The sequence below is a fragment of the Mesorhizobium sp. B1-1-8 genome, assembly GCF_006442795.2.
GTDB lineage: Bacteria > Pseudomonadota > Alphaproteobacteria > Rhizobiales > Rhizobiaceae > Mesorhizobium.
This window is the reverse complement of record NZ_CP083956.1, coordinates 2938967-2949952: the sequence shown is the minus strand read 5'-3', so window position 1 is coordinate 2949952 and position 10986 is coordinate 2938967. Positions and strand designations below refer to the sequence as shown.

12 protein-coding genes and 1 tRNA gene are annotated in these 10986 nt (G+C 63.5%); 6 read left to right on the top strand and 7 right to left on the bottom strand.

Features of this window, described 5'->3' with window-relative positions:
- Positions 1 to 52 precede the first annotated feature (52 nt).
- Complete coding sequence (locus tag FJ974_RS14320; RefSeq protein WP_140537459.1) at positions 53 to 505, top strand: Lrp/AsnC family transcriptional regulator; 453 nt, start codon at positions 53 to 55, stop codon at positions 503 to 505.
- A gap of 1 nt (position 506) precedes the next feature.
- Here the strand turns inward: FJ974_RS14320 and FJ974_RS14315 are convergent, their stop codons facing one another.
- Both FJ974_RS14315 and FJ974_RS14310 read right to left on the bottom strand, forming a co-directional pair.
- A complete protein-coding gene (locus FJ974_RS14315; protein ID WP_140537383.1) occupies positions 507 to 1715 on the bottom strand; it encodes a cytochrome-c peroxidase in 1209 nt (402 codons plus the stop codon).
- Positions 1716 to 1722: 7 nt separating this feature from the next.
- Complete coding sequence (locus tag FJ974_RS14310) at positions 1723 to 2172, bottom strand: FixH family protein (protein ID WP_140537385.1); 450 nt, start codon at positions 2170 to 2172, stop codon at positions 1723 to 1725.
- 155 nt (positions 2173 to 2327) lie between these two features.
- Between FJ974_RS14310 and FJ974_RS14305 the strand changes: the two genes are divergently transcribed.
- A complete protein-coding gene (locus tag FJ974_RS14305; RefSeq protein ID WP_140537386.1) occupies positions 2328 to 3248 on the top strand; it encodes a sugar kinase in 921 nt (306 codons plus the stop codon).
- Positions 3249 to 3464: 216 nt separating this feature from the next.
- Here FJ974_RS14305 and FJ974_RS14300 read toward each other — a convergent pair whose 3' ends face one another.
- From FJ974_RS14300 to FJ974_RS14290, 3 genes are all read right to left on the bottom strand, one after another.
- A complete protein-coding gene (locus FJ974_RS14300) occupies positions 3465 to 4484 on the bottom strand; it encodes an aldose epimerase family protein (RefSeq protein WP_140537388.1) in 1020 nt (339 codons plus the stop codon).
- Positions 4485 to 4585: 101 nt separating this feature from the next.
- The gene (locus FJ974_RS14295) at positions 4586 to 6043 is read right to left on the bottom strand and encodes an NAD-dependent succinate-semialdehyde dehydrogenase (protein ID WP_140537390.1); all 1458 of its coding nucleotides are present in this window, start codon (positions 6041 to 6043) and stop codon (positions 4586 to 4588) included.
- Between the two features lie 173 nt (positions 6044 to 6216).
- The gene (locus FJ974_RS14290) at positions 6217 to 7167 is read right to left on the bottom strand and encodes an AEC family transporter (RefSeq protein WP_140537391.1); all 951 of its coding nucleotides are present in this window, start codon (positions 7165 to 7167) and stop codon (positions 6217 to 6219) included.
- Positions 7168 to 7323: 156 nt separating this feature from the next.
- On the opposite strand from FJ974_RS14290, the gene FJ974_RS14285 reads away from it, so the two are divergent.
- Entirely contained in the window at positions 7324 to 7872 is a 549-nt protein-coding gene (locus tag FJ974_RS14285) for a histidine phosphatase family protein (protein ID WP_140537393.1), read from the top strand.
- Here the strand turns inward: FJ974_RS14285 and FJ974_RS14280 are convergent, their stop codons facing one another.
- Together FJ974_RS14280 and FJ974_RS14275 are read right to left on the bottom strand one after the other, a co-directional pair.
- Entirely contained in the window at positions 7873 to 8340 is a 468-nt protein-coding gene (locus FJ974_RS14280) for an SRPBCC family protein (RefSeq protein WP_140537395.1), read from the bottom strand. It lies immediately after the preceding gene.
- Positions 8324 to 8542, bottom strand: coding sequence for a hypothetical protein (locus tag FJ974_RS14275; RefSeq protein WP_226891258.1), 219 nt, complete (start codon positions 8540 to 8542; stop codon positions 8324 to 8326). The genes FJ974_RS14280 and FJ974_RS14275 overlap by 17 nt, the downstream gene beginning before the upstream one ends.
- A 365-nt stretch (positions 8543 to 8907) precedes the next feature.
- Between FJ974_RS14275 and FJ974_RS14270 the strand changes: the two genes are divergently transcribed.
- The 3 genes from FJ974_RS14270 (at position 8908) to FJ974_RS14260 (ending at position 10935) form a co-directional block, all read left to right on the top strand.
- A tRNA-Ile gene (locus FJ974_RS14270) sits at positions 8908 to 8973 on the top strand.
- A gap of 358 nt (positions 8974 to 9331) precedes the next feature.
- Positions 9332 to 10477, top strand: coding sequence for a slipin family protein (locus FJ974_RS14265; protein ID WP_181177253.1), 1146 nt, complete (start codon positions 9332 to 9334; stop codon positions 10475 to 10477).
- A 176-nt stretch (positions 10478 to 10653) separates the two neighbouring features.
- Positions 10654 to 10935 carry an acyl carrier protein gene (locus FJ974_RS14260; protein ID WP_027167184.1) on the top strand — a complete coding sequence of 94 codons (282 nt, stop codon included), beginning with the start codon at positions 10654 to 10656 and terminating at the stop codon, positions 10933 to 10935.
- Positions 10936 to 10986 lie beyond the last annotated feature (51 nt).

Sequence of the window (10986 nt, the reverse complement as noted above, 5' to 3'; positions counted from 1 at the left end):
CTATTTGGACTATGATATAGGATCAATTCCCATCACTTTGACCACCAGACCGATGATAGAAGACCAATTGGACCGCATCGACCGTAACATCCTGTCCGCGCTCGGGCGCGACGGCAGGCTTTCGATGTCCGAACTGGCGGCCAAGGTCGGCCTGTCGAAGACGCCGGTGCAGGCGCGCGTGAAGCGGCTGGAGAAAGACGGTTTTATCCGGGGCTATCGGGCCATCATCGACCGCGAGCGCATGGGCGAAGGCCATGTCGCCTTCGTCCAGGTGAAATTGTCCGACACCCGCTCGGCGGCGCTGGACGCCTTCAACCGTGCGGTGCAAGCCGTGCCGGAGATCGAGCAATGCCATATGATGGCGTCGAGCTTCGACTATCTGCTGAAGGTCCGCACCACCGACATCGCCGCCTATCGCCGCGTGCTCGGTGAGCGCATCTCGGCCCTCCCCCACGTCGCCCAGACCTCGACCTTCGTGGCCATGGAGACGGTGAAGGACCGCTAACTCACTCCGACAGTGTCTTGAGAAACGCCACCAGCGCGGCGCGCTCGCGATCGGACAGATCGAGCGGGTGGACCTCCGAGGCGCCCTCGACGCTCGGTGCCGCTTTCGTGTAGTGCGCCACAACCTCGTCGAGCGAGGAAAACTGCCCGGCATGCATGTAAGGCGGCCGCGTGGCCACGCCCCTGAGCGACGGCGTTTTATAGGCGCGCGTCAGTTGCGGGCCGTCCTTGACCATGAAGCGCAGTTCGCGGCAGGCGCTGGCGTCGCCATCGCGGAATTCGCCGAAACAGTTGAAAGGATCGGCCTGGACTTGCGCCACCGCATCGGCTCGGCCGCGGTCCGGCGGCAGATCCTTGACCGGCGGCACGCCGGTGTTGTGGAAACTGTCGTCGGTGAAGCGCGGTCCGTTATGGCAGGTGACGCAGTTGGCCTTGCCGATGAACAGCTTGAGCCCGAGCATCTCTTGCGCCGAGAAAACGGCGTCGCCGGTTGGCTCGCTGCCAGTCGCGAGGTCGATCGCGAAGCGGTCGAAGCGCGTCTGCTGCGGCTCGATCGACCGCTCGAAGGCGGCGATCGCTTTGCCGATATTGGCATAGACGCGATTGACCGCCTCTTGCTGGCCAATGGGCATGGCGCTCCACGCCGCCTTCTCGGCATCGCTGCCGAGCGGGCTGGCATTGGCCGGCACCGTTGAAAGATCCGGCAGCGGCCCAAAAATGCGTTCATAGCGCTCGCCGAACCGCTTCTTGATGTAATGCGCGAAGGCGGCGCGGTTTCCCGCCTGCTCCAGCGGATTTTCGAGCGGCGTCAGCGCCTGCGCCCACAGGCTGTCGCGCCTGCCGTCCCAGAAGAACCACGGATCGTGCGCCACGCCAGCCAGCGGCATGGTACGGCGGTTGGTGCGACCGACGCCGACGGCCTGCGGCAGGTCGTCCTGGAACTGGCGGTCGATCTTGTGACAGGTCGAGCAAGAGACCGTGCCGTCGTGGCTCATGCCGGCATCGAAGAACAACGTCGATCCGAGCGCCGCCGCAGCCGGCACATCGGCATACTGGTTGGTGGTGTCCGCCTTGAGCGCCGGCAGCGTGTTCAGCGCCAGCGAGGCGATGGTCTTCTTCTCGGCATCGCTGAACTGCGGCTTGCCGCAGCCGCCGAGCAGGGCGAGCGCCATCAGGGCGAGCAGGCCTGTGATGGTGGCAAGACGCCTCATCGGCCGCTCACAGCACGATGTTGAAGACGACGGAATCTGAGCCCGCCGCCGCCGAAATGGCGAAGCGCAATTGCCACCAGCCGCCCATGGTGAATTTCACGCCGTCGATACGGTAGCGTCCGTCGCCGAGATAGTCGGTCGCCTGCGGGCTGGTCGGCAGGCCGTGATTGTGCTGCGGCATGCCGCCGGAGACAGTGATCGCCGCGCCCTCCACCGGCGCGCCGGCGGCGGTCTTCAGCGTCAGCAGCCAGGACTGCAATTCGCCTTGCCGGATGACGCCATGTTCGGGCTCGAAGCCGGCGACGAACAGTCCGGCCGCCGTCTTCTTCGAGCGCGACGTGTCGGGACCTGCGACTTGCGCCGAATGTGGCGCCGTCAGATAGACGACGGCCAGGATGCCAACCAGCAGGGCAGCCAGACCGAGAGCCACGAGAATGTAACGCCATATCGATGCCAAACCGGTTCCTCTTCGGCTGATAACGTCACGGGCCGCATGTCGCATCCCGCCCCGCCTGTGGGAAATCGCTTCTGGCGCAAAAAACGGCCTTCGCCAAGCATGGCGCTGCCGTTTGCAAAAAGCTACAGCAACAAAGTTTTCAGGAGGAAAGTTGCATGGCCGCATTAGGTGTCGCGTCGATCGGCGAATGCATGCTCGAACTGTCGGGCCAGGCCGGCGCGAACTGGCGCATGGGCTTTGCCGGCGATACCTTCAACACGCTGTGGGCCCTGCATGCCCTGAGCCCGAACCGGCCGGCGACCTATGTCTCGGCCTTCGGCGACGATCCGTTCTCGCGCGACCAGATCGAGTTCTTCGCCCAAAACGGCATCGGCATCGGCAGCAGCCCGATCATAGCCGGCGCCCGGCCCGGCCTTTACGCCATCACGCTGACAGGTGCCGAACGCGCGTTCACCTATTGGCGAAGCGACGCAGCCGCGCGCCAGCTGGCTTCCGATCCCGCGGCGCTGGCGAAAAGCCTTTCAAGCCAGGCGCTTGTCTATTTTTCCGGAATCACCCTGGCAATTCTGGACGACGCGTCGCGCAAGACCTTGCTTGCAGCCGTTGCGGCGGCTCGCGCCGCAGGTTCCCTCATTGCTTTCGATCCCAACTATCGTCCACGACTCTGGCAGGACCGCGAGAAGGCGCAAGCCGCGATGCTTGCGGCGCTTGCCGTTACCGATATCGCGCTGCCGACCTTCCCCGACGAGCAGATGCTGTTCGGCGATCAGTCGCCGCAAGCGACGGCGCGGCGTCTGAGACAATTCGTCGGCGAAGTGGTCGTCAAGAACGGCGAAGCGCCGGCGCTGATTGCCGGGAACGGAGCGCTGCAGGACATCCCGGCAATCCATGTCGCCGCACCCGTTGATACCACCGGCGCCGGCGATTCCTTCAATGGCGCCTATCTCGCCGCCCGTCTCGCCGGCCACGCCACTGCGGTAGCAGCGACGCGCGCGCATCGTGTCGCTGCGGCCGTCGTGCAGGTGCGCGGGGCTCTGGCACCGTTCGAGATGCTGCAGGCGGCGTTCGAGCGCTGAGGTTCCGAAGATCCCGGAGCACTTCGGGGGAAAGTCCCAGCCGACTTTCCGCCCAGAATTGCGCAAAGACAAAGGCCAGCAGCGGCTTGAACGTCCGATCGAACATTGGATCGCCCCAGAAGCAATTCCAGGAAAGTGTGAAGCGGTTTTCCGTCCGGAATTGCGTCAAACAAAAAGATGGAGCGGTTCAGCCTTTCCGTGAAAGGGTGAACCGATCTAGGGAAGTCGGAACCTGTATTCCGTCACCTGATGGTAGATCTGCCCCGGCCACAGCGTCGCCTGCGGGAAATAGGGCCGGTTCGGAGCATCCGGCCAGGTCTGTGCCTCGAGGCACAAACCTGAGAACGCCTTGTAGCGGCGCCCGCCTAGCCCCGGCGAGGTCGGCGCGACATGCTGGCCGATATAGAGCTGCAGACCGGGCTCGGTGGTCCAGACCTCCATCTCGACGCCGGAGGCGGCACCTTGCACCCAGGCCGCCTGGTGGAGCGGCCCACGGGTCGAGGCCATGCAGAAATTGAGATCGTAGGGAAGCTGCTCGCCTTCCGTTTCCATGCGCAGCGGCCGCGCCTGGCGGAAATCGAACGGCGTGCCGTCGACCGGCTTCACCGCGCCGGTCGGGATCATCTCGGCATCGACGGGCGTATAGGCGCCGGCGTTGAGCATCAGCCGGTGGTCGAGGATGTCGCCCTCGCCGCCGTCATCGAGATTGAAATAGGAATGCTGCGCCAGGTTGCAGAGCGTCGGCTCCTCGCAGGTGGCGGTCAGCTCCATGCTGAGCGTGCCGGGGATCTTCAGCCGGTAGGTGCAGGTGACGTCGAGCGCGCCGGGAAAGCCCATTGTGCCGTCGGGATCGTGCAGCGTCAGCGTGACGAAGTCGCGGCCATGCAGCGAAACGGTCCAGGGCCGGTGGAAATAACCTTCCGAGCCGCCATGCAGCGTGTGCTTGCCGAGGAAATTTCGCTCCGTCTGGTAGCGATTGCCGGCGATGGTGAAACGCCCGTCGCGAATGCGGTTGGCATAGCGGCCGACAATTGCGCCGAAGAAGGCGCGGTCGGTCTCGTAGGGCTCGAAACGGTCATAGCCCAGCACCAGCGGCGCGTCATGGCCGGCGAGCCGCAGATCCTGGACGATGGCGCCGAGTCCGATGATGCTGGCGGTGATGCCGCCACCGCGAATGGTGAAGCGGCGAACGGGTTCGCCCGCCTGCGTCGTGCCGAAGACCTCGCCATCCTTCATCGCTGTGCCCGAAAAGTCAGTTCGTTGATCCGTGGACTTCGGCCGGCCGGCCCAACGCTGTCAAGGGCAGGCTGGCCGCCTGCCCCAATCGCGCACCGCAATCAGAGGCCGAGGCCGCCGATGCAGACATATTTGGTATCGAGATAGTCCTCGATGCCCTGATGTCCGCCTTCCTTGCCGAGGCCGGATTCCTTGACGCCGCCGAACGGCGCCTCGGGTGTGGTGATCAGGCCTTCATTGACTCCGACCATCCCGTATTTCAGCCCTTCCATGACGCGGAAAGCGCGGCCGAGGTCGCCGGTGTAGAAATAGGCGGCAAGGCCGAACTCGGTGTCGTTGGCGAGCGCTACAGCCTCTTCCTCGGTCTCGAATTTGAACACCGGCGCGATCGGCCCAAAAATCTCTTCTTTCATGAAGCGCATCCCAGGAGTCGCGTCGGCGATGACGGTCGGCTGGAAGAACGAGCCGCCGAGCGCATGGCGCTTGCCGCCGGCGACGACCTTGCCGCCCTTCGACGTCGCATCGGCGATGAATTCCTCGACCTTCTCGACCGCCTTCTCGTCGATCAGCGGTCCCTGCTGCACGCCCTCTTCCAGGCCGGAACCGACCTTGAGATTGTTGCTGGCAACGACAAGCTTCTCGACGAATTTGTCGTAGATGCCGGCCTGGACGAGGAAGCGGTTGGTGCACACGCAGGTCTGGCCGGAATTGCGGTATTTTGCGGTGATGGCGCCGGTGACGGCACGATCGATGTCGGCATCGTCGAAGACCAGGAACGGCGCATTGCCGCCGAGCTCCATCGACACTTTCTTGACCGTCGTCGACGATTTCTGGATCAGGATCTTGCCGACCTCGGTCGAGCCGGTGAAGGTGATCTTCTTGACCAGCGGATTGGCGCAGATCTCGTCGCCGATCTCGGCGGCCGAGCCCGTCAGGATGTTGATGACGCCCTTGGGGAAGCCGACTTCCTCGGCCAGCGCGCCCCAGGCGAGCCCCGAATACGGCGTCTGCGAGGCCGGCTTGACCACGGCCGTGCAACCGGCGGCAAGTGCGGGACCGAGCTTGCGGGCCAGCATCGAGGACGGGAAATTCCACGGCGTGATGGCGGCGATGACGCCGACCGGCTCTTTGGTCACCAGGATGCGGCGGTCGCCCCAGGGCGACGGCACGATGTCGCCATAGGTGCGGCGCCCCTCCTCGGCGAACCACAGGATGTAGCCCGCGGCCGAGCCGATCTCGCCTTTCGATTCAAACAGCGACTTGCCCTGCTCGATGGTGAGCAGCTCGGCCAGCACATCCTGATTGTCCATCATCGCATCGTGCAGCTTGCGCAAAAGCTTCGAGCGCTCCAGCGCGGTGGTCTTGCGCCAGCTCTTGAAGGCTTCCTCGGCCGCCTCGATGGCGCGGCGGGTTTCGGCCCTGCCGGACTTCGGCACGGTGCCGATCTTGAGGCCCGTGGCTGGATTGTTGACGTCGACCGTCTGTCCGCTGTCGGCCTGCACCCATTCGCCCTTGATGAGATTGGCCTGGCGCATGAAATGGCTGGTTTTCTGAAGCATGGTCTGGCCTCCGTCCGGCGCGCTGATCGGCCGTTTTTCTGGAAATTTCGATGAGCGTGCACGTGGCCACGCTGCCACGTTGCTCTTACCGAGGGAAAGCCCGGCAAGCAATCGCATGATGGCATATAGGGGTTGGGCCAGCAAAGGCGAGAGCGGTTGGGCCGTTCCGCCCGTTATCCAAACACATGGACGACAACCGTCAGCCAGAAGGACGTGGTCAGCACCGCGCTTGCCGTTGCGATCGTCATCTGGTTCGACGCCAGCGCCTGGCCGGTGTTGAACTGGACGGCGATGAGATAGGAATTGATGCCCGAAGGCAGCGCCGCCACGACCACCGCGACCTTCGCCGTCAGCGGCGGCAGGCCGAGCAGCCAGACGAGTGCCAGCACCATCGCCGGCATCAGGAACAATTTGAGCGCCGACAGCGCCAGCGCCGGCCGGACGTTGCCGGAGATGCCGAAGCGGCGCAGGCTGAAACCCATGGCAAACAGCGCCACCGGTCCCGCCGTGCCGGCCAGCGCATCGACGAGCCGCTCGACAAGATCCGGCAGCGGAGCGCCGGTGAGGCGCCAGGCAAGTCCCGCCAGGATGCCGATGATCAGCGGGTTGACGAACAGCCGCTTGAGGAAGCTTCTGATGACACGCAACGGATGGACTGGTTCGCCGCCGCTTCGCCCGAACATCTCGAACAGGATAATCGAGGCCATCATCATGATCGGCAGGTGAACCGAGACCAAAAGCGACAGCACCTCGAACCCGTCCTGCCCGAAGACGCCGAGGATGAACGGCGCGCCGAGCAGCACGATATTGGAATAGGCAGAAGACACACCGCCGACGATGCCGGCGCGGGCATCGCGCCCAAACACACGCGTTGTCAGCAGATGACCGGCGGCCCAGGTGATGGCGACGGCCGCAAAATAGGCGCCCCACAATGACCACGGCGCGACGCCGTGGAAATCCGACTTCACCATCGTCTGGAACAGAAGCAGCGGCATCGCCACGTTGACGGCGAATTCGGCTATGCCCTCGCCGCTCGCCGGCTTGAGGTAGCCTGTGAACCCGGCGAGATAGCCGAATGCGACCAGACTGAAGACGAACAGGACTGTTTCCACAAGCGGTGACATTTTTCCCGTGATAGGCGAGCCCCGACGGCGGGGCAATCGCTCCGCGGAACGGCTTTGCGCCCGTCCACCGCTTCCTCTGCTTGTCTTTCAGGCGGCTTTGCGATCCCTATATGCCAACGATGGTCCGGGCCTCTCGGGCCGCCACAAGGACTCCCGATGCTGCGACTTGCCCTTGCGCTTTTCCTTCTTGCCGTTCCGAGCCTTGCCCACGCAACCGATGCGGGCTGGGCGCTGCTGCGCGACGGCGGCCATGTCGTGCTGCTTCGCCATGCGCTGGTCACCGGTACAACCGATCCCGCCAATTTCAACATCGACAGCTGCATTACCCAACTCAACCTGTCGGAGCGCGGCAAGCAGCAGGCGGGCCGGATCGGCGCCTTGTTCGCGGCACGCGCGGCGCCTATCGAGCGTGTGCTCTCCAGCCGCTACTGCCGCTGCCTCGATACCGCGCGTATCGCCTTCGAGGACGAGCCGCAGCCCTTCGCGCCGCTCGACCTGCTCAAGACCGATCCGGAAGAGAAGGCCGCCCAGCTCGAGGCCGTCATGAAGGAGATCCGCAACTATTCCGGCTCTGACAACCTGGTGATGGTCACGCATCTGGAAAACATCGTCGCGCTCACCGGCATCGCGCCGCGCGAGGGCGAAGCGGTGATCGTCGAACCGCAGGGCGACGGCCTCAAGGTACTCGGACGGGTCACGTTCTGACTAGGCGTGGTGGCTGGCCATCCCATTTTTCAATAGCCAGGCGTTGATCTCGACCTTCCACGTTTCGATCATATCCCTGAAGGCATCCTCGGTCAGCTTCGACAGATACGATTGTCCCTGCTCACCGAGCGCCGTGAACGCATAGGCGATGGAAGCCTGCGTGCCGTCCGGGCCTTTATCAAGACAGGTTACTTCGACAAATCCGAAACGCGATCCCGGCGTCACCCTGGCATAGCGCACAAAGTGTTCTTTCGGCTGCCAATCCGTGCAAGCCCAAAGCGTGAGCTCGTCACCGTGGCCGGTCCGGAACACCATCCCTTCTTGCGTCTCGCCGTCTCGCGGATGCAGAAATTCAGGATTCCAGCCATCGACCCACAGCTTTTCTCCCATGGGCGTGAACAATGGAAAGACGCGCTCGACAGGACCTGCAAGATCGATCCTGTGGCTGCGCTCAAGATGGCTCGTCACCGGACTCCTCCATTATTTCCGTCAACTGGTGGCTATCCGCCGCGCGGAGCTCCAGCCCGTAGATGCGCTTCAGCTGATCGATTGTCTCGAGTGTCGCCGGTGAAAACGGCGCTCGCCCCTCGAAAGCATGCAACACGATGCCCTCGATGAGCTCGCCAAGACTCATGTCGTGATGCTCGGCCAGAGCCTTGAGCACTTTCACAAGCCTTTTCTCCAGGCGCACGCCAGTCTGTATACGTTCTATAACCATAACGCTTGTTATCATGGTACATTGGTACAAACAAGGCTGTGACCGATGAAATTGGTGCCGAAATGTCACAGCGGAAAGAAGCCGCAAATCTGCCGCGACAATGCCGCTTGCGACAACCCGTCGCAGGGTCTATAGGCGCGCTCCCGGTCACGAAAACCGAAGCGAGCACAACGGCTGGAGCTTTCGCCTCCGCCCGCGCAGACGGCTCTGCCGCGCTGTGTACGGCGCCGTTTCGGGTGTTGGGATTGCGGGTGTAGCTCATGGAGAGCGCCGGATTTGGGTCCGGAGGCAGGGTTCAATTCCCACACCCACGACACGGATAGCTCAGTTGGGTAGAGCATCAGACTCATAATCTGACGGCCGAAGGTTCGAATCCTTCTCCATTTGGCCTGGTAAGCCAAGGCACCCTTTTACGGTGTTATTCGAAAAAACGGTCCGGGGACCGGAATGCGAGGACTCTACGGACGGCAGGGGCTTCGGCCTCGCCGGGCGGCGGTGTCTTGCGCCATCGGCTCGCGGCTAGGCCCGCGGTGACGATCAAGGCGCGGCGGTGCCGGCAAAGGAGGCTTCGGCCTCCGGCGCCCGCTTTGCCGTCCCGCGATCCGCTCCCGAAGGCCCGCCGTGTGCAAATGCCACCGGTCTCCGGATCATTCGTGCCGGGAAAAGGAAACGAGAAACGAAAGGACGATCGACGCATGACGTGACGCCTCGCATGGGGCCATGCCCGACAGGAGTAAGACAATGAAGACCATTCTCGAAAAGGTTCTTGGACGCCAGCGCGTCCTTGTTAAGGAAAATGAGCGTGCCGTCGCCCTCTACAAGGGTGAGATCCAGGCTGTTCTGATGCCGGGCGAACATTGGCTCGCCAACCGGCGCGGCAACCTGGAAGTGTCCAGGCACGACCTGAAGAACCCGGAATTCGTTTCGGCATACGAGAAGGCGTTGTTCGACAAGCTCCCGGCCGTGGCCGCGCGTCATTTCACCGTCGTTCGCACCGGGCGCACGGACGTCGCCGTCATCGAGCGGGACGGCAACCTGCATGCCGTGCTGGCGCCGGACCGCAAGCTCGTGCTGTGGACGGATGCCGGACCGTGGAAGGTGACGCTGGTCGACACGTCGGCCGATCTCGCCATCGATCCGGCGGTCATGCGCCGGATCGGCCAGGCCCGGAAGACGGAACTGATGTTCCTGCATCCGGTCGTGGACGGCCAGGTCGGACTGCTGTTCGTCGACGGCGTGTTCGCCCGCACGCTTGCCGCGGGCGTGCACGCCTTCTGGAACGTCGGACGCATGGTCCAGGTGAAGGTCGTCGACATCAAGCGCCAGTCGCTCGATGTCGCCGGGCAGGAAGTGCTGACCAAGGATCGCGTGACGATCCGCGTCAACATCGCCGCCGAATACCGGGTCGTCGATCCGGTCAAGGCGGTGAGCACGGTGAAGGACTTCACGGAAGCCCTCTACCGCGCCCTGCAGTACGCCTTCCGCAAGACGCTTGGCGCGCTCACCCTCGACCAGATCCTTGAAAAGAAGGTGACGGTCGACGAAGAGGCGGCGGCCAAGGTGCGTGCCGACATGGCCGCGATCGGCGTCGAAGTCAGCGATATCGCGCTCAAGGATGTCATCCTGCCGGGCGAGATGCGCGAAATCCTCAACCAGGTGGTTTCGGCCGAAAAGCAGGCCGAGGCCAACGTCATCCGCCGCCGCGAGGAGACGAACGCCACGCGTTCGCTGCTCAACACGGCCAAGGTGATGGCCGAGAACCCGGTGATGCTGCGGCTGAAGGAGCTCGAGGCTCTGGAGGCCATCGCCGGCAAGGTCGAGCGCCTGACCGTCCACAACGGGACGGGCGGGCTGCTGAACGACCTAGTCAAGCTCCGCGACAGCTGAGCTGACATGACGTGATGGGAAGGGCCGCCGGGCCGACCGGCGGCCCTTCTTGCGTTCACAGACCCGGCATCCCATTTGCGCGCGGCGCATTCGGCCTTTTCCTGCCCGGAAAAACCGATTAGACAGCGCCCAAACAAGATGCGGACAGATTCCGCCCGCAACCGAAGGAAGAGCCCTTGTCCACCACGTTCGAGAAAGTCGCCAAGATTATTGCCGACACCAGCGAGATCGATATCGACACCATCACGCCCGAAAGCCACACCATCGACGATCTCGGCATCGACAGCCTCGATTTCCTCGACATCGTCTTTGCCATCGACAAGGAATTCGGCATCAAGGTGCCGCTGGAAAAGTGGACGCAAGAGGTCAATGACGGCAAGGCCTCGACCGACGACTATTTCGTCATGAAGAACCTCTGCGCCAAGATCGACGCGCTGGTTGCGGCCAAGGCCGCCTGAGGCAACTCGGCGCAATCTTGACGCGCCTTGCCGACTGACCCACAACAGCCG

Coding starts and splice junctions, on each gene's coding strand:
- FJ974_RS14320 (WP_140537459.1), top strand. CDS start 53: ATGATAGAAGACCAATTGGACCGCATCGACCGTAACATCCTGTCCGCG.
- FJ974_RS14295 (WP_140537390.1), bottom strand. CDS start 6,043: ATGCTTCAGAAAACCAGCCATTTCATGCGCCAGGCCAATCTCATCAAG.
- FJ974_RS14300 (WP_140537388.1), bottom strand. CDS start 4,484: ATGAAGGATGGCGAGGTCTTCGGCACGACGCAGGCGGGCGAACCCGTT.
- FJ974_RS14265 (WP_181177253.1), top strand. CDS start 9,332: ATGAAGACCATTCTCGAAAAGGTTCTTGGACGCCAGCGCGTCCTTGTT.
- FJ974_RS14305 (WP_140537386.1), top strand. CDS start 2,328: ATGGCCGCATTAGGTGTCGCGTCGATCGGCGAATGCATGCTCGAACTG.
- FJ974_RS14285 (WP_140537393.1), top strand. CDS start 7,324: ATGCTGCGACTTGCCCTTGCGCTTTTCCTTCTTGCCGTTCCGAGCCTT.
- FJ974_RS14290 (WP_140537391.1), bottom strand. CDS start 7,167: ATGTCACCGCTTGTGGAAACAGTCCTGTTCGTCTTCAGTCTGGTCGCA.
- FJ974_RS14315 (WP_140537383.1), bottom strand. CDS start 1,715: ATGAGGCGTCTTGCCACCATCACAGGCCTGCTCGCCCTGATGGCGCTC.